Raw genomic sequence first — 21199 nt, forward strand, 5'->3', positions numbered from 1 at the left:
GTTGGGAATGGTCGTGATTCCTGTGTGCCTAAGCTTAGACGCCGGAACTCGGAAAAGTGTTTCCGAAGATGGGCAACACTTTTCCAAACCAGGACAACGGCACATGAACAAATTAGACTACCGACAGGAAATTGCGGCCGCGCTGAGACGCGAACTTGGAGGATCACATCAGGCGATAAAGGCGTCCATGAACTGGACGGGCGCGTCGGAGCGAACTGCGAAAAACTGGCTGGCCGGGACGCATGGCCCCACAGGTGAACACCTGATCGAACTCATGCGACACTCAGATGAGGTCGCCGAAACTGTCCTGGCACTGTGCGGCCGTAGCGACGTTTGCATTTCTTTGGAGCTTGCATGTCTCCGGACCGCTCTCGTTCGAATGCTGACAACGGCGGACGAAATCATGGGGACAGAAACCTGAGCGAAACAGCCATTCCCTGCAAGTCTTCGAGTTTTCACTGAAAGGCCGCCAAATTTTCCCTGTTTGGGATTTTAGGGAATACCCCCGCAAGTCGCTGATCTCTTGACCTATTCTGAAGCCTCAGACGCCCGATACACTCGAAATTGTGCATTTTCCCTGTAAATTTCCCTGTTTTCAGGGAATTCTTGGGAGACTGGATAGCTGCAAACTGTCTGCACAGCCAATCACTCCCGTCTCGATTTCGCTCACGCGTTTCTTGCGAATTTGTCGCGAGAAATCCGAGCGTTGTGCGGGTGGGTATATCTCTGAGACGCAGTTTCAGGGTGAATATCTCTACAATTTCCTGAACGTCTCAGTTGAGCAAATTCGGCGGTGCGGTTTGCTGTGATTTCCCTGTTAACAGGGAATTTTTTGTGATTTGAGCCTGTTGCGGCGGTCTAGGCACGAGTATTTTTCTGCAAAACAGGGGCTTAGATGGTTATTTCCCTAGAGTGCGGAACAGGGAATTTCTGCGCCGTGACAGGGAAATCTTTTCACAGAACAGGGAATGTTCAGCGAAGATCAGGGAAAGGCTGTTTTGCCAAATCCAAGCTGCTGTTCTTGCGCCTGCCAATCAAGCGGCAAGGAGGTCCTGACCAGTGTTTCCAGCGTGAGATCGACCAGCTGAGTGCCGGCTATAATGGCAGATTGAATGCGCGGGGAGAGAAAGGCCAGGGGGACGATGCGCCGAATATAGCTCTCCGTTTTATGAGCGTACTGAGCCACCTGTTTCAGAGATACGCCCGTTCTGACCTGATCCGCCCAGATATGCGCGTTGCGCAGCGCGCGCTGCAATGTTGAGTCTGGAAGAGGTTCAAACCCTCCCGCAATGATCTTCATCTCAACCCCGCGCCGGTGGCAGGCGACGGGGGTGTCGAGGTGAAGCAGGAAGGAACGAATGGGTAGTGTCAGAGGAAATCAGCTTGAGGTGGGCAGGGCGGGGCGGTAGCGTTTCGCCATGTCTGAACTTTCTCCCTTTCGCTACTTCAAAACCAGCCCAGAGATCATCCGCCTGGCGGTGATGCTCTATGTCCGGTTCCCATTGTCTCTCCGAAATGTCGAGGACCTGCTGCATGAACGTGGAATAGATGTGAGCCACGAAACTGAGAGGTATTGGTGGAACCGATTTGGACCAGTGTTCGCATCGGAGATCCGCCGGAAACGAGTTCAGCAACTTCGAGCTTACTCACGTTGGCAGTGGCATCTGGACGAGGTCTTCGTGAAGATTAACGGTGAGCAGCACTATCTCTGGCGAGCGATTGATCAAGAAGGAGAGGTGCTTGAAAGTTATGTCACGAAGCGTCGAGACAAGCGAGCAGCTCTTAAATTCTTGAAGAAAGCGATGAAGCGATACGGCCAACCCGAGCTTGTCGTCACTGACCGACTTAGATCCTATGGGGCTGCGATGCGGGAAATTGGCAACGCGGAAAAGCAGGCGACTGCCCGATATCTAAACAACCGGATCGAGAATTCACATCTCCCGTTTCGACGACGAGAACGAGCCATGTCACGGTTTCGAAGGATGCGAAGTTTGCAGAAATATGTTGCCGTCCACGCCTCAGTTTTCAACCACTTCAATCATGAGCGCAGCCTGTCGAATAGAAATCAATTCAAGCTCAACCGAACCGTCGCTCTCACCGAGTGGCGCGGTCTTTGTGCGGGATAAGGGGCAGTCATGCTGGCCCGACTGAGACTGGTTCGAAGTAGTCTGACAGCACACTCGCCTAGAACTTCGCTCGGCGATTAGCCCTTGGCGTACCAGCCGTTGTCGACATAGGTCGCGTTGCCGTTCACAAAGCTGGCCTCGTCAGATGCCAGAAACACAACGGCAGCGGCGACCTCTTCAGGGTACCCGGACATCAAGGTGATTTTCAACTCGGGCAACAACTTCATGTCGCACCAGCAGGATACCAACCGGCTGATCCGCGCCCTGAACAAGGTCGAAACGATCATCTGTGTCGATGTCTGGTGGACGGCGGCAACCCGGTGGTCCGACATCGTCTTCCCGGCCGCAACCACGCTGGAACAGAACGATATCACCTCGGGCGGCACCTATTCCAACGACCGCGTCTATGCGATGAAGAAGGTGATCGAACCGATCGGGGAAAGCCTGCCGGATTACGAGATCTTTGAAGGTCTGGCCGACAAGCTGGGTCTGTGGGCACAATTCACCGACAGCGAAGACAAGATGTATCATATCAAATTGGCCTACGAGGCTTCCGGCGCGGCCAAGGAAATTCCGTTCGAGGAGTTCTGGGAAAAAGGCTATGCCCGCATGCCGGTGCCCGCCGAGGCCCGCAAATGGACCCGCCACGGAGCCTTCTACGAAGACCCCGAAGGCAGCCCGTTGCACACAACCTCGGGCAAGATCGAGATGTTCTGCGACACCATCGCCAACATGGAGCTGGACGACTGCCCCGGCATGCCACAGTGGATCGAGAAACACGAATACCTTGGCGTGGCCAAAGAAGGTCAGCTGCACGTCGTGTCACCCCACCCGTGGTTCCGCCTGCACAGCCAGATGGCGAACTCGGAACGGCTGCGTGATCTCTATATGGTCCAGGGTCGTGAACCCGTGCGCATCAACGCCGAAGACGCCGCCGCGCGTGGCATCGAAGACGGCGACCTGGTCGAGCTTTACAACAAGCGCGGCACGGTGATTGCGGGTGCGGTCGTGTCCGATGGCATCATGCCCGGCGTGGTCTCGATTTATGAAGGTGGCTGGCCGCAACTGGACAGCAAGGGGCGCGACAACTCGGGTCTGGCGAACTTCCTGACCTCGACCCAGCCCACCTCGGGTCTGGCCGAAGCCTCGACTGCCAACACAACGTTGATCGAGATGCGCAAATGCGAGGACCCGGAAGGGCCGAACATGGCCTATCACCCGCCCGCCATAATCGAGGACATGGAGATCGCCGAGATCGATGACGAAGCGCTGGGCCTGGAGCGGCTCGAAGCTCTTACCGCCGCGCTCTATGCCGACATGACACCCGGAGAACAGATGTTCTTTGAACGCTGCACCGTCTGCCACGCCCCGCGCGAGGTGACGCACTATACGCAGCAGCAGTGGAAAGGCATCGTGCCCTCCATGTTCGAACGCGCCGGTCTGGAAGACAGCGAACGCGAACTGGTCATGGATTACCTCATGACGAATGCCGCGGACGCTGCCGCCCACTGAACCCAACGGGCCGGCCCCTGACCCGGGGCCGCCCTCCTCCTGGAGAACGGTGGTCAGCCTTGCGTCCCTTGGCTGGCCATCGGTTTTTTTTATGAAACGGAGCCCCTCTTGCCCTTCGATGCCGCCTCTGCCCCGCTGTGTGACAGCTTTGGCCGCCCGGTCACCTATCTAAGGCTGTCTGTCACGGATCGTTGCGATCTGCGCTGCACCTATTGCATGCCCGAACGCATGAAATTCCTTCCGCGCAGGGATGTTCTGAGCTTGGAAGACATGGCTCGTCTGGCCGAGGTCTTCATCCGCCACGGCGTGCGCAAAATCCGCCTGACCGGGGGCGAACCCTTGGTGCGCAAGGATGTCATGGTGCTGGTCGAAGCTCTGGGGCGACATGTGAAATCCGGACGCCTGGACGAATTGTGCGTGACCACCAACGGCACCCTTTTGGAACGTTACGCCGCTGACCTGATCCGGTTCGGTGTGAAGCGGGTCAATGTCTCGCTGGATACGTTGAATGCCGAACGATATCGCGAGGTCACACGCTTGGGCGATCTGGATCGCGTGATCCGCGGTATCCGCGAGGCGCAGGCGGTCGGTCTTTCCGTCAAGCTGAACGCGGTGGCCAGCCGTGGGGTTTTCGAGGGTGAGCTGGATGAGTTGATCCGCTTTGCCCACTTTCGCGGCGTCGACCTGACCCTGATCGAACAGATGCCGATGGGCGATACGGGCAACGGGGACAGCTTTTTGTCCCTGGCCAGTCTGCGCGACGACCTGGCCCAACGTTGGACGCTGCAGGACATCGCCCTGACCACCGAGGGCCCCGCACGCTACGTGACGGTGCGCGAAACCGGCGGCAGGCTGGGCTTCATCACGCCGATGTCCTGTTCCTTTTGCGATACGTGCAACCGGGTCCGTCTCAGCTGTACCGGCAAGCTGTATACCTGCATGGGGAACCAGGGGGCGACTGGAGGCGCTGAAGGGCGAAGAGAAACGAAGCAACACGACCCGATCAGCAGGTGCAAAGAGTAACTTAGATCACGCCAGATACTGTCCAAAAAATGGGGAGTAGCTCAATAGGAACCGCCAAGAAACTGTCGGCGAAGTTCTTTAATAGCTTTACCGATCACATCGGCAACGATGGCACCACCTGAGGTGCCCCTTAGCGATACGGATTGGCATGTAGGAGGGGCGGCATAGTCAGCTCACGGACGTCTTGCACGCCCTCCGGTTCGGCCACTTCGCGCAAGACCAATGGTCGGGTGCCATCTGTGTCCTGCCGCAGGAAATCACGCAGTTCGAGCGCCAAAGCCGTATTCCGTTCGCCCAGGAATTCGGTGATGTTGCCGTTGCCGGCGCGGATTGCGACATAGGGTTGTTCCCCCTGGACGTCAGGCCATCGGGTAAACTCCGTGCCGGCGAAGAGTTCTTCGAGTTGGACATCGACTTCACCGCACACGGCCGACGAATGCACGACAACCACGAACGCGCCGTATTCGTTGGACGTTCGGTCGATAGCCGTTCCAAAATCGGTGGCGAGCAACACGTCAGAGTCCTGAAACTCGCCGCCCCAGGCACAGGTGTCTTTGTGGGCGATTTTGACCGGAGCCGCAGCCGAGTTGAGACCAAGCAGCGTTATCCCGCGTTCGACGTACACCATGTCGCCCTGGTCCCGGTTGACGACCCAGCTTTCCCATGCCTCCGAACCTCCCGACGATCGGATGACAAAATCGCCGACAAGGCCGGATGGCGCAACGGATCGCATAACATCCGCGTCAATCAGGAACGCGTTGTCGCGAAACGCGCCGACCACGCTGTCGTAATACGCCTGGTCCGGTGTCACGTGCTCGAATACGCTTTTCAAGTTGCCGAACCGCAAAGGCACCTCGTCTGACAGAGGAAACGACGTTAGGCCCGGGCTGCCCAGACTTCCGGCCAGCGCACAAAACTCTGCAGGCAGCTTTGTCTTACGCCCTTCGAACACGCCGACCCGGGCGCAGTTGTCGACCCAGACAAACCGGTCGCCGTACCACATGTCCAACAATTTCCACGGCAGTTTGGTGCCGTCGTCCAAGTCGTACAGAATGTCTCGTACACGCAGATCTTCGTCCAATTGGAAGACGGCGGGTAGCTTGACGAAACGTGTGCCCAAATACGCCTTCTTGGCGGTTGCATCGACCCGGATGCCGGCGTCAAGCTGCGGGAAGTCCGCGAGTGACGAAAGGAACGTCCAGTGTTCTTCCAGAAGCTGGTCCAGGTTCTCCGTCGTGCTCCGCAAGGAGGGGGTCGCCCCCAGGAGGTCGCGTCCGTAGCCCATGGCCTGGGTGTCGGCTCCGAGCAATCCAAGGAACGTCGGCGCGAGATCGAATGTCGTGCCGGGTCTGTCGATCCTGCCAGGCTCGATCCCCGCCCCGAATGCCAATACAAGGTTCCTGCGCTCCGCGGCCTCGAGGGTGTCCCAGACCGAGTTTGGTCTGGACAGGTGATCTGACATCACCACCAGGACCGTGTCTTCCATCGCCGGGTTGCCGAGGACGTGCCGGATGAACTCGCCCGCCATATGGTCGGCACAGTGAATCGAGTTGAGGAAAGGATTGGCGCCGTCTGCATAGATGATGTCTTTGCATGTGTCAGAAACGGTGCCGCCTTCCGGGTGGTGCGTATCGACGGTAAGCAGGACCATGCCGAAAGGCGTGTCGCGCGCAGCATACTCGTCGAACCGTCGCGCGGAGAGGTCCAGAAGGGCGTCGTCGTAGATTCCCCAGATGGACTCGTAATTCGGGTCATCCAGCTGGCCAAGAATATCGTCCGCGCCCTCGACCAAGTCAAAGCCGTGCGATTCGTAGAACGTGCCCCACCCAGCGAATTCAAGCGACGAGCCGTGCATGTAGGTCATGTCGTAACCCGCGTCGCGCAACAGGTCGCCCATGCAGGTCGCGGCGGGCAGGAACTCGTCGGAACCTGCTCCGGACCCCGCGAGCGGGATGCCGCACTGACTGGCGACCATTGCCCCGATGGTCCAACTGGCCCATGTGACCTGCGTCATGTCGGTGAAGCTGAGCGCTTCTCGTTCCAGCGCGTTCAGGTTCGGTGTCAGGCCGGGAAAGATCTCCGCGTCCATGTAGGTCCGTTCGACCGACTCGAGATACAGCAAGACGAGGTTCTTATCGGCCCCTTTGACGTCGCGTGTGTTGATCGCGATGTATTCCGGTGGTGCCGGAACTCGGCTTCCGTCGCCAAATGATTTGATCCCGTATTTCCAAGCCAGATCGCTGACGTCGAGCACCGTAGGGTTTACCGCGAACGCTGCGAGCAGCGCGGCCGTTCCGGTCAGGATCGGGACACGGGTTCGCGTGTCGCTTTCCCTGGCGCGGATGACGTGAAACGCAACATACGCGGCCACCAGTGCCGCGACCAGCATGAGCGCGGTGACTGCAATGACCGCGGTGAAATCCTGGACGGTGGCGCCCTTCATCCCGGCGCCAAGGTGAAAGAGGACGGATTCGTCGATGCCCGAACCGGTGAGCGCATTCAGCCCATAATACGTGATCAGAAAAAGCAGCAAAACCAGAATGCCGAGCGCAAATCCGATGGCCGCGCGGCGTGATGCGACCGCCTTTCGCAGCACCACTAGAGCCAGAAATGTAAGTGCGAGGCTTATGGCTGCTGCCATATCGGTTATTTCCTCTGATCAGATCCGCGCTCCCTTCGGCTCGCAATTGACGCCATATGGGGACCTGCGTGCAATCTCCTGCCACGCGCGGGAAATGTCCAGTGCAACTCGCCTAACGTGAGTCCTCGTTGCAGAAAGGTGGTGGTTTGAGCACCGGAGGGCTTCTGGTTCATTGGTGCCGACGTCAGCCACTGCCAAGGGGCGGCCTTGCGCTCCAAACCAATGATGGTTCATCATCAGGTACTATTCGGACAGGCACCCCGGTGCTGAAAAATGGAGGGCGAATTGAGAGTATTCTTTACAGGTGGCAGCGGCAAGGCGGGCAAATGGGCTATCCGGCACTTGCAGGCTCAAGGCCATCACGTTGTGAATGTGGATCAATCGCCGTCTGGGCTGAATTGTCCCGAGTTGTTGGTTGACCTCTGCGACGCGGGGCAAGTCATTGGCGCCATGTCCCAGTTCATCGAAGATGCGGAATTGGACAGGGGCGCTGGCGTTCCAACCTATGACGCCGTTGTGCATTTCGCGGCAATCCCCCGCGTCATGATCGGGACAGACGGTGAGTGCTTTCGCCAGAACACTTTAACCACCTACAACGTGATCGAGGCGGCAGTGAAGCTTGGCGTTCCGAAGGTGATCTTCGCAAGCTCCGAGACCACCTATGCCATCTGCTTTGCCGAAGGAGAGATGAAACCAGATTTCGTCCCTGTAGATGAAACCCACCCGACCGTGCCCCATGACAGCTACGCCATGTCGAAGGTCTGCAACGAGGCGACCGCGCGAGCCTTTCAGGCCCGGACCGGCGCTGACATCTACGGATTGCGGATCAACAACGTGATCGAGCCGCAAGAGTATACAGAGAATTTCCCGGCATATATGGAGACACCGGCGCTGCGCCGCCGCAACATTTTTGCTTATATCGATGCTCGCGATTTGGGGCATATGGTCGATTGCTGCCTGAAGACCGACGGCTTGGGCTACGAAGTGTTCAACGTTTCGAACGACGACATGTCGGTCGGTATCACTTCGGGGCAGGTGATTGAGCAGTTTTACCAGGGTGTCGAGGTGCGCAGCGAGATGGGTGCGAACGAGACATTCTTTTCCAACAAGAAGGCCAAAAAGATGGTCGGGTTTCAGCCAAGGCACTCTTGGCGCGATGTCTTGGATTGATCGACCTGTAGGGAACCTTCTGTCGGGCAATCTTACCGGAATTCTCAGTATGCGTATTGAAGCGCTTGGCTGTGTCGCCAACGCTGATGCTTGCATTATGGATACTGTCACTTTGTCCCGCCACCGGGGATGAAGGGCTATTGCCGTTGATCATGCATTGCGCAGAAACCGTCTCAACGGGCCCGAAGCTGTCTTTCGCGGTTGTTTTTTTAAGGGTCAGCCAAAGGCCAAGACGCGCCCTAAGCTCAAACCGCACCAGGACATGCCCCGCATGCTCTCAACCTTTCCAAAAACCGAGGACGATCAGGTGGCGGGCATGCTTTCCCGCGTGATGGAAAACTCTTTTAATTTGACACAAGAATTAAAACGCGGCTTAAAGACCTTATGGGAAAATCATTGTTTCTGGGGCTGGATCTGGGCACGTCGGGGCTGAAAGCCCTGCTCTTGGATAATCGCGGGAAAACGATAGCTACGGGCGACCGAACCTATCCGGTTTCTCACCCCCTCACTGGGTGGAGCGAACAGGATCCGGCCGATTGGGTACACGCCTGCAACGAGGTCCTGACCGAATTGGCCGGGAGCCATCCTGACGAAATGGCAGATGTGAAAGGGATCGGTGTCTCGGGGCAAATGCACGGCGCTACGGTGCTTGGCAAAGATCGCCAGGTGATCCGTCCCTGCATCCTCTGGAACGACGTTCGAAGCCATGTGCAAGCCGCCCGGTTGGACGGCATTCCCGAGTTTCGCGAGATCTCGGGCAACATTGTGTTCCCGGGATTCACCGCGCCCAAACTTGTTTGGATGGCCGAAAACGAACCAGACCTCTTTTCCGCTGTCGACATGGTGCTTTTACCGAAAGACTACTTGAACTTCTGGCTCACCGGCATCTGCGCATCGGACATGTCCGATAGCGCCGGAACCTCATGGCTGGACGTCGGAGCCAGGGATTGGTCCGACGAGCTTTTGTCAAAATCGGGCATGCGGCGCGATCAGATGCCGGATTTGCATGAGGGGTGCAATGTCATCGGGGCTTTGAAACCCGAACTTGCGACACAATGGGGCATCGATGGAAAGGTCGCCGTGGTCGGTGGTGGCGGCGACAATGCGGCCGCGGCCTGTGGCTTGGGCACGCTGAGAGAAGGGGACGGTTTCGTGTCGCTTGGCACCTCCGGTGTGCTGCTTGCGGGCAAAGAGCAATTCTCGCCGATGCCATCCTCCGCCGTTCACACTTTTTGCCACGCCGTGCCGGGGCGATGGTACCAGATGGGCGTAATCCTGGCGGCGACCGACAGTCTCAATTGGCTCTCCCGGAACCTGGGCCGCGATCCACAAAACCTGTCAGAGGAACTGGGCGAAACAATCTCCGGCCCCGGCCAGATGCAATTCCTGCCCTACCTGTCTGGCGAACGCACGCCACATAATGACAGCGAAATTCGCGGCGCATTTCTGAATATCGACATCAGCTCTGGGCAAGCCGAGATGACCCAGGCCGTTTTGGAAGGGGTCAGTTTTGCACTGCGCGACAGTCTTGAGGCCTTGAAAAGCACAGGTACCAGCCTGAATCGGGTTCTGGCCACCGGCGGCGGTTCGCAATCTCCCTATTGGGTCGAGTTGCTGGCGACGGTTTTGAACATCCCCATCGATCTTCCCGAAAAGGGAGAATTCGGCGCAGCGCTCGGCGCGGCCCGATTGGCAATGATCGGGGTCACCGGTGCGAACCCGGATGACATCATGACCCAGCCAAGAATAGCGAACACAATTAGCCCCCGGCGGGACCTGGTTGCGACCTACGAGGTTGCTTACCAATCCTGGCGAACGATTTACCCTGCAGTGAAGGTGCTGACATGACAAACTTTTTCGAAGGTATCCCAAAAATCGCCTACGAAGGTGCAAACAGCACGAACCCGCTTGCCTTTCGTCACTACAACCCGGACGAAATGGTCATGGGCAAACGCATGGAAGACCACCTGCGTTTTTCCGTTGCCTATTGGCACAGTTTCGCCTGGGAGGGCGGTGATCCGTTCGGCGGGCAGACATTCGAGCGTCCCTGGTACCCGCAAGACAACATGGCGAACGCCAAGCTGAAAGCCGATGTCGCGTTCGAGCTGTTCGATATTCTGAACGCGCCATTCTTTTGTTTTCACGATGCCGATGTGCGACCGGAAACGGGCAACTTCGCGGATAACGCGAGCACTCTGGACGAGATGACCGACTACTTCGCTGAGAAAATGGAGGCAACGGGCACGCGGTTGCTTTGGGGCACGGCGAATATGTTCAGCCATCGCCGGTGGATGTCTGGCGCTTCAACCAATCCAGACCCTGACGTTTTCGCCTTCGCCGCCGCAACAGTGAAGAGCTGCCTGGATGCGACGCACAAACTGGGGGGACAGAATTATGTGCTTTGGGGCGGTCGCGAGGGATACGAGACGCTTTTGAACACCGATCTCAGCACCGAGCTGGACCATATGGGCCGGTTTCTCAACATGGTGGTCGATTACAAACACAAGATTGGTTTTGAAGGCACCATTCTGGTTGAGCCAAAGCCGCAGGAGCCGTCCAAGCATCAATATGATTATGACGTGGCCACGTGTTTCGGGTTTTTGAAGAACTACGGTCTGGAGAATGAGGTCAAGATCAACATCGAGCAAGGGCATGCCATCCTGGCGGGCCACTCGTTCGAGCACGAGATCGCCACCGCTGCCGCTCTGGGTGTGTTCGGGTCGATCGATATGAACCGCAATGATTACCAGTCGGGCTGGGACACGGATCAGTTTCCCAACAACACACCCGAAGTCGCGCTGGCGTATTATCACATTCTCAAAGCGGGTGGATACACCACGGGAGGAACCAATTTCGATGCCAAACTTCGGCGTCAATCGCTTGATCCCGTGGATCTTGTGGCGGCGCATGTGGGAGGGATGGATACCTGTGCGCGGGGCCTGAAGGCGGCGGCTGCGATGATCGAGGATGGCGGGCTTGAGGCAGCCTTGGGCGAGCGGTATGCCGGGTGGCAGAACGCATCAGCCAAGGCGATGCTAAACAGTGACCTTGGCAGCATCGCGCAGCGTGTTCTGGACAAGGGCATTAACCCCACGCCCAAATCCGGTCGTCAGGAGATTTTGGAAAACTACGTCAATCGCTTCGTCTAGCTCGTGCCGCAGAACGCCTTTTGACTGTTTCCCTGCGCGGGGTCGTTTGAAATTCACGCGCAGGATCGAGGTAGTTGCGCGCCATCATCCCGAGCCGGAAGCTGCCTGACCTCGGTATGATCCCAGTCTGGCCGCTTCTCCGTCGATCAATAAGCAGTGACAACGATGTCGCTTCCGTCCCGGTCAAGGCTTAAGGACTGGTTTGCATCGACGCTATGCCAATCGCTCAGCCCACCGTCGGGCCACGTTACCCGAATCCGGGCGCTTTCTGCTGCGCCAAGTCCGAAATGTTGTGGCCCCGACGTGCCGCCGCCATGGCCGCCCCCCACGACGACTTCGCGCGTAAAGGTTCGATCGGCGGTTGCTACCTCGATCCAAGCGCCAACCGCCTGCACATTGGGGGCAAGTTGATGCAAGGCAACGGATATCCAGTTGCCAGAGACCTCGGTCACGTTCTGATACACTTCCAGGGGTGCCCGCCGGTTCACCACGGCCACATCCAAAAGCCCGTCGCGATTGAAATCCGCCAGAACCGCGCCGCGACTTCGGTGGAGTGTCGCCAACCCGGCACGATCACCCTTTTCAACAAACTTTCCAGCAGTGGTTTGAACCAGCAGGTTGTTGGGGTCCAGCATCGCACTGCCGGGCATTTGCTCCACATTGCCCTTGGATATGAAAATATCGTCCAGCCCGTCATTCTGAACATCGCCGAAACTGACATGCCAACCTGTCGACGGTCGCCCGTCATCGCCGGTATAGGGTCGGTGGGCAGTCACACCCAAATCGAACGGCGCGTTTTCGTATGCCGGTATTTCGCGATTGGTCAGGAACTGAAATTTCTGGTCCGCCATCGACGTCAGGAAGACATCCGGCAAACCGTCGCCGCTTATGTCGCGGCTGGCAATCCCCATGCCCCAGATGCTGAATCGCTGCCAGCCGTCCTGTCGTGTGTACAAACGCGGCTCGGGTTCAAGCGCCCAAAGCTGCTCTTCCCCGTCGCGCACGTAGTAGTGGCGGTCGTTGCTAACCCGAAGATCGGCTCGGCCGTTTCGTCCCCAATCTGTAAACAGCATGGACAGCGCGCAGAAACCCGGGTCCAGCGGGAAAGCTGCTCCATATACCTCGCCTTGCGGGCGATACAGCTCGTTCGTGTCACAGGCTTCAAATGGCCCGGCGGGGTCTGTTCGGTCGACGTAATTCCCGATGGCTAGCGTGGGAAGGCTTTGACCCGCTTCCCAGGTCGCCGAGAATGCAGTTGTCCATTTCTCATGAGGATCAAGCGCCAGGGTGTCAAAAGGCGTAAATCCGCACGCACCGTCACCTTTCAGCAAAAGATTTCGACCTGCGCGCAAGACAGCAAGATCGATGTTGCCATCGCTGTCGATATCAAGCGGATACGCTCCGGTGACCGAGGTCAGGGCAAGCGTGTCCGGTGTCGCCTCTTCAAACCTGACGGCGTCGTTGCGTTGGGACAGGTTTCGAAAAAGCTTTGCGGGATTGCTGCCACCTGCCGCATAGAGTTCGGGAAACGCATCGCCATCGCAATCGAAACTGGCAAGCCCGCCTCCGACGTAGTGTTCCCAGCCACCCTGATAGATGTGTTCGGCCACCTGAACAGGCTTGAACACCGGTTCGGCCATGGCCAGAGCAGGGGAGACAGCAACGAAAAAAAGACCGGAAAGCCTATTCGACATGGCCCCCAAGCTCCTCCAGAGACGTTTTTGCGACTTCCTGAAGGGCATAAGCAGCAGCACCGCGCGCCCACATGGAATCGCCCCATTTATGGATCACCACCTTAGGGGGCGGCAGGTCTATCTGCACGATTGAATCCTTGATACTGTCGATGACCGTTTCGGCATACAGGTGATCTGCCATGATGCGCTCGCCCGAAAGAATGATCAGTTCCGGGTCGAAGATGTTCACAAGATTAGCCAACCCCATCGCGAACATTCGGCCCGCGCGATCAATGATCGACCTGGGCAACGCTTCACCCTGATAAGCCCTGTCCAGAAGAAGCTGAATCTTGTTCCCTACGGTGTCATCCTTGGCAAACATCCCTGCGACCGAAGCTTCGCGCAACAAAGCGTAATCCGCCACATACGCCTCCAGGCAGCCACGCTGTCCACAACGGCACAGCGCACCATCAAGGTGCACCTTCGTGTGCCCAAATTCCGCGCCGCACCCGCGGGTTCCCCGGTAAATCTCCCCACCCAGGACGACCCCTAATCCTACGCCACTTTCGATGGTGATGACTAAGAAATCACTCACCCCTTTGCCATGGCCGAAATACTGTTCGGCTGTCGCAACCGTGTTCGCGTCGTTGTCCAAGAAAACCGGCAGTTCAATGATCTCGCGCAGAACCTTGCCGAAGTCGACCTTGCGGCTATTCAATGACGGGGACCAGTGAACCATTCCCTTTGTGGCATCAATAACGCCAGCCAATCCCACCCCAACCGCTGATAGCTGCGTCAGCGCCAGGTTGCTTTCTGCGCATGCCCGTTCCACAGCGGTCCGGATTTCCACCGCGAGGTTTCGTGCCGGGGAGACCCGTTCTTGGATGCTGGTGTTGAATTCCCCAAGCAATTCGCCCTCGAAATCCATGATCGCGACCGACATCGAATTGTTCGCAACCTTCACACCGGCAACGAAATGTGCATCGCCGCGGATCTTCAACGCCACGCGCGGGCGGCCTCTTTTACTTTCCCCGGAACCGTTTGATCTGGGAACCTCCTCGATCAACCCTTCCCGAAGCATTTCGGCGGTGACCGTGGTGACGGTTGCCTGACTAATCCCGGTTTCCTGTGCGATATCGATTCTTGCGACCCGGTTGGCTTCCCGAATTGAATTCAGAATCTTCCGCCGCCCTCGTAGTCTTTGATCGCGTAGCATCGAGATTCCCTGCAAGTTCTGACGGCAACCCCAAGAATACCAGATGCTGGCCCAAGATTTGACCATAGCTGCGCTTGGCTTTTCCATTGCTGATGGATGTATTTAGCCAGTTAATTTGACAATAAAATTTAAAAAGCTAAGAGTCAAACTACCGCACTCTACCTGAGTCTTTTTGGGTGAGTGCAAAATGGGAGGATATCATGAGAAAGATTGTAACTGCCGCGGCAGCAATGACGATGGTCGTGTCGACCGCGGCCTTTGCGCAAGACCTTACCGTCGGCGTAAGCTGGTCGAATTTCCAGGAAGAGCGTTGGAAGACCGACGAAGCGGCCATCAAAGGCGCACTTGAGGCTGCTGGTGCGGCTTACATTTCAGCGGACGCACAATCGTCTTCGGCCAAACAGCTTTCCGACGTGGAAAGCCTGATTGCCCAGGGCGTCGACGCGCTGATCATTCTGGCCCAGGACGCTCAGGCCATCGGTCCAGCGGTGCAGGCTGCTGCAGATGAGGGCATCCCGGTTGTCGGGTATGACCGTCTGATCGAAGACAGTCGTGCCTTTTACCTGACCTTCGACAATGTCGAAGTCGGGCGCATGCAGGCGCGTGCAGTCTTTGCAGCACAGCCCAGCGGCAATTACGTGATGATCAAGGGTTCGGCTCAGGACCCGAACGCAGACTTCCTGCGCGGCGGTCAGCAAGAGATTCTGCAGGCCGCGATCGACGCGGGTGACATCACCATCGTCGGCGAAGCGTATACGGATGGCTGGCTTCCTGCCAATGCGCAGCGCAACATGGAACAGATCCTGACCGCCGCCGACAACAAGGTTGACGCCGTGGTCGCCTCGAATGACGGCACGGCTGGTGGCGTTGTTGCAGCCCTGACAGCACAGGGTATGGAAGGTATCCCGGTCTCTGGCCAGGATGGCGACCATGCAGCGCTGAACCGCGTGGCAAAAGGTCATCAGACCGTATCGGTGTGGAAAGACGCGCGTGACCTTGGCCGCGCTGCAGGCGAAATCGCCGTGGCGTTGGCCGGTGGGTCCGCGATGGCAGACGTCGAGGGCGCACAAGCCTGGACATCGCCAGCAGGCACCGACATGACGGCGATTTTCCTGGCGCCTCAACCGATCACTCAGGAGAACATGAGCCTGGTCGTCGATGCAGGTTGGATTTCCCAGGAAGCCCTTTGCCAGGGTGTGACTGGCGGTCCGGCACCCTGCAACTGATAGCCACCTGAGCTTGACAAGAAATGTCCCCTCCCTTCGGGGTGGGGACTGATGTTGCTGCACCCAGGACATGGAAATGACCGACAATTCAACTGATACCAGCGCCCCCACGCGAGTGCGGCGAAACATTATTCAAACGCTCGAAGTCGATACCCGCTTGTTGGGCATGATCGGGGCCTTCGTGCTGGTCTGTCTGGTTTTCAACGTGCTGACCGATGGCCGGTTTCTGACACCGCGCAATATCTTCAATCTGACGATTCAAACCGTATCCGTGGCCATCATGGCCACAGGAATGGTGTTTGTAATCGTAACCCGGAATATCGACCTGTCTGTCGGCGCCTTGTTGGCCACCTGTTCAGCAATGATGGCAATGACCCAAACATTGGTCACGCCCGAATGGCTGGGCTTGGGCCTGAACCACCCTTTAACAGCGCCTATCGCAATCCTGGTCGGGGCTTTGACCGGTATAATCATCGGCGGTTTTCATGGCTGGCTGGTGGGTTATCTTGCCGTTCCCGCCTTCATCGTCACCCTCGGCGGGTTTCTGATCTGGCGCAATGTCGCCTGGTATCTGACCACCGGTCAGACCATCGGCCCGCTGGATGGGAACTTTCAGATGTTTGGGGGTATCAATGGCACCCTGGGCGAAACCTGGAGCCTTGTTTTCGGCGTCTTGGCCGTGCTTGTGACGTTCTTCGCCATTTTCAATGCGCGGCGCTCCAAACTTGCCCACAACTTCCCGGTTAAACCGGTCTGGGCCGAATTCACCATTGCTGGGGTCGCGGCCATTGCCATCCTTGGGTTGGTCGGCATCCTGAACAGCTACCAGATACCCGAACGCCGTTTGGTGCGGATGTTCGAAGCCCGCGGAGAAGTGATGCCCGAAGGCTATACAGCCGGGTATGGCGTTCCAATCTCGGTGTTCATCCTGATCATGGTCGTGATCGTCATGACACTGGTGGCCCGGAGAACCCGACTCGGGCGCTACATCTTTGCGGCAGGCGGCAACCCGGACGCCGCTATGCTCTCTGGCATCAACACACGGATGTTGACCGTGAAGGTCTTTGCAATCATGGGATTGTTGTGTGCTATTTCGGCGATTGTCGCTTCGTCGCGGCAGACCTTTCACTCAAATGACATCGGCACGTTGGACGAGTTAAGGGTCATCGCCGCCGCGGTTATCGGCGGCACTGCCCTTTCTGGCGGGATCGGTACAATCTATGGCGCGATTCTGGGCGCGCTTATCATGCAAAGCCTGCAATCGGGGATGGCCATGGTTGGCGTCGATGCACCGTTTCAAAACATTGTCGTCGGCGCGGTCCTGGTCTTCGCGGTTCTGATCGACACCCTATACCGCAAGCGGACAGGAGATTGACCATGACCGAACGCGGCACTCCCCTCGTCGAAATGCGTGACATGCAAAAGGCTTTCGGCGGCATCCGCGCCGTCGATCACGTGAATATTAACCTTTACCCCGGCGAAGTCGTCGGCGTTCTGGGGCACAACGGTGCAGGCAAATCAGTCTTGATGAAGATGCTCTCGGGGGCTGAACAACGTGATGGCGGGAAGATACTGATCAATGGCGTCGAAGCCGATATCAACAACCCCCGCGACGCGCGCAATTTTAATATCGAGACGATCTATCAATACCTTGCTTTGGCAGACAATCTGGATGCCTCGTCCAACCTGTTTCTGGGCCGCGAACTGGTGACCAGGCTGGGGCTGGTGGATGATGCGCGCATGGAGGCTGAAACGCGCAAGATCATGCACCGACTGAACCCCAATTTCAAACGCTACGAGGCCCCAGTTTCGGCGCTGTCAGGGGGCCAAAGGCAATCGGTCGCCATTGCGCGGGCGGTCTATTTCAATGCCAAAATTCTGATCATGGACGAACCGACGGCTGCTCTGGGGGTCGAAGAAACGCGCATGGTGTCTGAATTGATCCAGGAGCTTAAGAAGCAGGGGATCGGGATTTTCCTGATCGACCACGACATTCACCAGGTCAAAAACATGTGCGACCGGGCCAGCGTGATGAAAAACGGCAAGCTTGTTGGCACGGTTGATGTCGATAAAGTCACCGAAGACGACCTTCTGGGGATGATCATCCTTGGTAAAAATCCCAAGGACAAGAATGCCGAGGGCAACGCGGGAGGTGAGGTTTAACCCCACTTCTCACAACGCCACTCAACCTCAGGAACGATCCGAAAAAAAGGGGTAGTGCCGCCACGAATCCGCGCTCAAGGCAAGTTTTCTTGGGGCGGTCAGGTGACGTGTATGATCCCAACTTGGCACTGACGGAGAGCCAGAAGACGAACAGGATGCAAATACCTCGAATGGCAGCGTGAAAGCTACAAATGAGGATTAGTGCAACAATAGCGATACGGGCGAAGAAATCGGTGGTTGTCGAGCGTGTTTATACGGTCGCAGTGGAACCCGAACGATTTGAAGAACTTGCACATATTTGGAATGTAAGGCCGCAGAACGCAACGACGTCTGGGAATGACACCTATTCGGGCATCATCGATCGGGCTGAAGATCACTTCTTCTGACGTCTGGGGCGATGACACGAACACTGGCGGCGCGGGCAATGACCGACTGTGGGGCTGCACGGCGATGATCTGTTCGTGTTTGACCCGGGTTCGGGCCGCGATACGATTAATGGGTTTCGGGCGGGCAAGGGAAGCGATGACGTCATCTTGGTGCGCGACAGCGGCGTTGCAAGCTTCGATGCGCTTACGGAAGTGCCTGTCTGGCATCGGGGGGCCACGACTTTTACCTTGCCAGATGGCAGCCAGATCGTGTGCGTGGGCGCAAGCCGGGTGATTTCCACCCGGACGATTTCCGGTTTGAAGTGACCACGTCGGCGTTGTTCAGTGACGGCGACGATGTGGCGGACTTCAACAGCCTTCTCGATGGTGAATATATTGACGGCACGCAATATCACGGGCTTGCCGGCGATGATGACGTGACACTGGCCAATGATGCAGCAGTCGCTGCGGCAGCGGGCTTTGTCCCCGGCCCTTTGTTTGACGCGGGTGACGGCAATGACATCATTCACACCGGTGCGGGCACTAACCCTGGCAACTTCACATATGACTTGGTCTATGCAGGACAAGGCGATGATACGATCTACCTTGAGGCGGGGTATGTCAGAGCCAGAGGCGACGCTGGGCCAGACACTTCATATTCGTCGATCACGACACCGGCGCGGCGCAGATCGCCATCCTGTATGACGTCAGCCGCGACGAGGGCGATTTGGTCGACCTGACAGACCGGGGCATCACAGAGGCGGACATTCTGGCCGGATAGCCGCGCGCGTTTTTCTCTGCGATACGGGCGAGGGGATGGGCCGGTTCATCGTGGCGCAAGTCGTCAATTCCAGCCCAGGGATTTTCCAGGACACGCCCCGGAAAGTCCGAACTGAGCCACTCCATTCCCGCGGTCGCGGGCAAAAATCGTGGCCGCACAGCCGGGGATACCGGTCCCGTTTACCACCCAGGCTTGCTGACCGAGTCCCTTGTGTTTGTCTTTACACTCAAAGGCGCAAGCGAAGGGTTGGTTCAGCTAAGCGCGTCGCGGCGCTGGCGGACCCAAGCACGTGTTATGGCGACTGGCAGGTCCTCGCACTCGATGAAACCACCTGCGCGCTTCACCAGCGCATCCTTGCGGCCGGATCCGGGATCACTGTTGCCGATGTATCATGTCGCACAGCGAAGCTGGCGCGCTCGTGTCGGTCCGGGTGCCTGTTGGCGCGTCGATCGCTGACGAAATGGCCTACCGCCATCCGCGCGAAGCTTCGGCAGTGCCGTTGGTCTGGCAGTCCGGCCACGCCGAAACCTGCCTTGCACAGGTTGAGATCGACGCCGCAGCGCTCACTCGGCTAAAACGCGGTCGATCAGTTGAACGGGCCTTTGTTTCGGTGATCAACGCAGGGCCATTGGTGGTCTCATTGTCCCCATTGGGGTGAAGCGAGGCCTGGAAGATCAGCAGGATTGCGGCGGGACACGGGAGTAAAGCGTCTTAGGCCGGGACCAATGCCCGCAAGGGCCAGTTCCTTATCTTCACCGCATCCTCGGGCCGGGTCGCGCGTTGGGCTGGGCAATCTCGTCCTCACCCCGCATATTGTCAGGGTGACCCACGACGGGAATACCCCCTGTCAGCGCGATGTTCGCCAATCTCGTGCTGGACCAACTTGCAAAAGGAGGCCCCATGGCCAAGGACATCGACAAAAGGATAATCGCTGACTTTGTCGCGGCTGGGGTGGATTTCGTCACCTCGGTCCCGTGCAAACAACTGGCCGGTGTGATCGAGACGCTCGACCAGACCCCGGCGATCAAGCATGTGCCGTCAAATAAGGAAGACGAAGGCATGGGCTTGTGTGCTGGGGCTTTCATGGGCGGCGCACGCCCGGCGATTTTCATGCAGAACACCGCACTGGGCGTGGTGGTCAACACGCTGGCGACGTTGATCCAGTTTTACCAGATCCCGCTTCCGATGCTGATCTCGTATCGTGGTGAAGTGGGGGAACCTGTGGCCTGCCAGGTGGAAATGGCGTTGCACACCAAGGCGATCCTGAACCAGCTGCACATCCCAACTTATCACTTTCACAAAGCTGATGATGTTGCAGGGCTGCCCGGCATCCTCACCCATACCCAGATGTGCGCCAAGCCTGTCGCCATCCTGACCGACGCCAGTTTCTGGAAGGACGCAACATGATCCGCAATGAAGTGCTGAAAACTCTGATCCCAGTCATTTCCAACCATCTGGTCGTTTGCAATATTGGCGCGCCCAGCCAGGAGCTGCATGCGCTGGACGATCAGCCCAGTAATTTCTATATGCTGGGGACGATGGGGCTTGCCTCGTCCATCGGGTTCGGGCTGGCGCTTGTGCAGGACAAGCCGGTGATTGCCATCGATGGCGACGGCTCGGTGCTGACCAATCTGGCAACGCTGGCGACCATCGCGAACAACCCGCGTGACAACTACATCCTGCTGATCGTGGACAACGGGTCCTATGGGTCTACCGGCGACCAGCCCACCTATGCGGGTGCGAAAACGTCGCTGGCCGCAGTGGCGCGGGCCTGCGGCTGTGAGAACGTGGCCGAGGTCGACGCCGCTGACACCGCGGTGGCGGTCAAGGCCGCACTTGCCGCCCGCAAGATGAGTGTGATCATCTCAAAATGTGAAAGCGGGAATGTTCAGGTCCCGGTGATCAAAACCAACCCGATCACCATACGCGAGCGTTTCATGGCTTCGGTCAGCGCCTAGAAACAACGCGTGCCACGACCAGAGCGCAGTCATTTGGCGGCCCACCCAATCAGTGGTTGGCCATCAGTCCCCCATTTGCGGTCCAACGGCGCAGAAACAAGCCGCCGCCGCCCGGCGCTTGCACGTCGGGTATGCACAGATATCAATATTGGATTGCTTGTTTTCGTGTACAATCACCGGAATTGGGGTGGGGTCT

20 protein-coding genes are annotated in these 21199 nt (G+C 57.7%); 15 read left to right on the forward strand and 5 right to left on the reverse strand.

Annotated elements, in window-relative coordinates:
* Window positions 1-103 precede the first annotated feature (103 nt).
* On the forward strand, window positions 104-421 hold the full coding sequence (locus tag MN188_RS15670; protein WP_242110193.1) for a hypothetical protein: 318 nt from the start codon (window positions 104-106) through the stop codon (window positions 419-421).
* Window positions 422-982: 561 nt separating this feature from the next.
* Here the strand turns inward: MN188_RS15670 and MN188_RS15675 are convergent.
* Window positions 983-1300: a hypothetical protein gene (locus tag MN188_RS15675; protein ID WP_242110194.1), complete on the reverse strand. Its 318-nt coding sequence runs from the start codon at window positions 1298-1300 to the stop codon at window positions 983-985.
* Window positions 1301-1418: 118 nt separating this feature from the next.
* Here MN188_RS15675 and MN188_RS15680 point away from each other — a divergent pair, with 118 nt between their 5' ends.
* Window positions 1419-2126 (forward strand): IS6 family transposase, encoded by a 708-nt coding sequence (locus tag MN188_RS15680; protein ID WP_242110195.1) that lies wholly within the window; start codon window positions 1419-1421, stop codon window positions 2124-2126.
* Between the two features lie 77 nt (window positions 2127-2203).
* Here the strand turns inward: MN188_RS15680 and MN188_RS15685 are convergent, their stop codons facing one another.
* Window positions 2204-2353, reverse strand: coding sequence for an SDR family oxidoreductase (locus tag MN188_RS15685; RefSeq protein ID WP_242110196.1), 150 nt, complete (start codon window positions 2351-2353; stop codon window positions 2204-2206).
* Between MN188_RS15685 and MN188_RS15690 the strand changes: the two genes are divergently transcribed.
* Both MN188_RS15690 and moaA read left to right on the forward strand, forming a co-directional pair.
* Entirely contained in the window at window positions 2352-3638 is a 1287-nt protein-coding gene (locus MN188_RS15690; RefSeq protein ID WP_242110197.1) for a molybdopterin dinucleotide binding domain-containing protein, read from the forward strand. The genes MN188_RS15685 and MN188_RS15690 overlap by 2 nt on opposite strands.
* Window positions 3639-3746: 108 nt before the next feature.
* Window positions 3747-4661 carry a GTP 3',8-cyclase MoaA gene (moaA, locus tag MN188_RS15695; RefSeq protein WP_242110198.1) on the forward strand — a complete coding sequence of 305 codons (915 nt, stop codon included), beginning with the start codon at window positions 3747-3749 and terminating at the stop codon, window positions 4659-4661.
* Window positions 4662-4791: 130 nt separating this feature from the next.
* Here moaA and MN188_RS15700 read toward each other — a convergent pair whose 3' ends face one another.
* Window positions 4792-7302 (reverse strand): sulfatase-like hydrolase/transferase, encoded by a 2511-nt coding sequence (locus MN188_RS15700; protein ID WP_242110199.1) that lies wholly within the window; start codon window positions 7300-7302, stop codon window positions 4792-4794.
* Between the two features lie 285 nt (window positions 7303-7587).
* Here MN188_RS15700 and MN188_RS15705 point away from each other — a divergent pair, with 285 nt between their 5' ends.
* The 3 genes from MN188_RS15705 to xylA all read left to right on the forward strand — a co-directional run bounded on the left by MN188_RS15705 (window position 7588) and on the right by xylA (window position 11621).
* Entirely contained in the window at window positions 7588-8472 is an 885-nt protein-coding gene (locus tag MN188_RS15705) for an NAD-dependent epimerase/dehydratase family protein (RefSeq protein WP_242110241.1), read from the forward strand.
* A 384-nt stretch (window positions 8473-8856) separates the two neighbouring features.
* Complete coding sequence (gene xylB, locus MN188_RS15710; RefSeq protein WP_242110200.1) at window positions 8857-10320, forward strand: xylulokinase; 1464 nt, start codon at window positions 8857-8859, stop codon at window positions 10318-10320.
* Window positions 10317-11621 carry a xylose isomerase gene (gene xylA / locus MN188_RS15715; protein ID WP_242110201.1) on the forward strand — a complete coding sequence of 435 codons (1305 nt, stop codon included), beginning with the start codon at window positions 10317-10319 and terminating at the stop codon, window positions 11619-11621. The genes xylB and xylA overlap by 4 nt, the downstream gene beginning before the upstream one ends.
* A 146-nt stretch (window positions 11622-11767) precedes the next feature.
* On the opposite strand, the gene MN188_RS15720 is transcribed toward xylA, so the two are convergent.
* Complete coding sequence (locus MN188_RS15720) at window positions 11768-13375, reverse strand: CRTAC1 family protein (RefSeq protein ID WP_338023252.1); 1608 nt, start codon at window positions 13373-13375, stop codon at window positions 11768-11770.
* A complete protein-coding gene (locus tag MN188_RS15725) occupies window positions 13305-14597 on the reverse strand; it encodes an ROK family transcriptional regulator (protein ID WP_242110202.1) in 1293 nt (430 codons plus the stop codon). Before MN188_RS15725 ends, MN188_RS15720 begins: the two co-directional genes overlap by 71 nt.
* A 113-nt stretch (window positions 14598-14710) precedes the next feature.
* Here MN188_RS15725 and xylF point away from each other — a divergent pair, with 113 nt between their 5' ends.
* The 8 genes from xylF (at window position 14711) to comE (ending at window position 21003) form a co-directional block, all read left to right on the forward strand.
* Complete coding sequence (xylF, locus tag MN188_RS15730) at window positions 14711-15736, forward strand: D-xylose ABC transporter substrate-binding protein (protein WP_242110204.1); 1026 nt, start codon at window positions 14711-14713, stop codon at window positions 15734-15736.
* A 76-nt stretch (window positions 15737-15812) separates the two neighbouring features.
* Window positions 15813-17111, forward strand: a complete 1299-nt coding sequence (locus tag MN188_RS15735; RefSeq protein WP_242110205.1) for a sugar ABC transporter permease — start codon at window positions 15813-15815, stop codon at window positions 17109-17111.
* 2 nt (window positions 17112-17113) lie between these two features.
* Entirely contained in the window at window positions 17114-17899 is a 786-nt protein-coding gene (locus tag MN188_RS15740; protein WP_242110206.1) for an ATP-binding cassette domain-containing protein, read from the forward strand.
* Between the two features lie 434 nt (window positions 17900-18333).
* Complete coding sequence (locus MN188_RS15745; protein ID WP_242110207.1) at window positions 18334-18591, forward strand: hypothetical protein; 258 nt, start codon at window positions 18334-18336, stop codon at window positions 18589-18591.
* Window positions 18537-19004, forward strand: a complete 468-nt coding sequence (locus MN188_RS15750) for a hypothetical protein (protein ID WP_242110208.1) — start codon at window positions 18537-18539, stop codon at window positions 19002-19004. Before MN188_RS15745 ends, MN188_RS15750 begins: the two co-directional genes overlap by 55 nt.
* Before the next feature lie 432 nt (window positions 19005-19436).
* Entirely contained in the window at window positions 19437-19703 is a 267-nt protein-coding gene (locus MN188_RS15755; protein WP_242110209.1) for a hypothetical protein, read from the forward strand.
* A gap of 242 nt (window positions 19704-19945) precedes the next feature.
* Window positions 19946-20452: a sulfopyruvate decarboxylase subunit alpha gene (locus MN188_RS15760; protein ID WP_242110210.1), complete on the forward strand. Its 507-nt coding sequence runs from the start codon at window positions 19946-19948 to the stop codon at window positions 20450-20452.
* Window positions 20449-21003: a sulfopyruvate decarboxylase subunit beta gene (comE, locus tag MN188_RS15765; RefSeq protein ID WP_242110211.1), complete on the forward strand. Its 555-nt coding sequence runs from the start codon at window positions 20449-20451 to the stop codon at window positions 21001-21003. The genes MN188_RS15760 and comE overlap by 4 nt, the downstream gene beginning before the upstream one ends.
* The last annotated feature ends 196 nt before the right edge of the window (window positions 21004-21199 follow it).

The sequence above is a fragment of the Aliiroseovarius subalbicans genome, assembly GCF_022678625.1.
Lineage (GTDB): Bacteria > Pseudomonadota > Alphaproteobacteria > Rhodobacterales > Rhodobacteraceae > Aliiroseovarius_A > Aliiroseovarius_A subalbicans.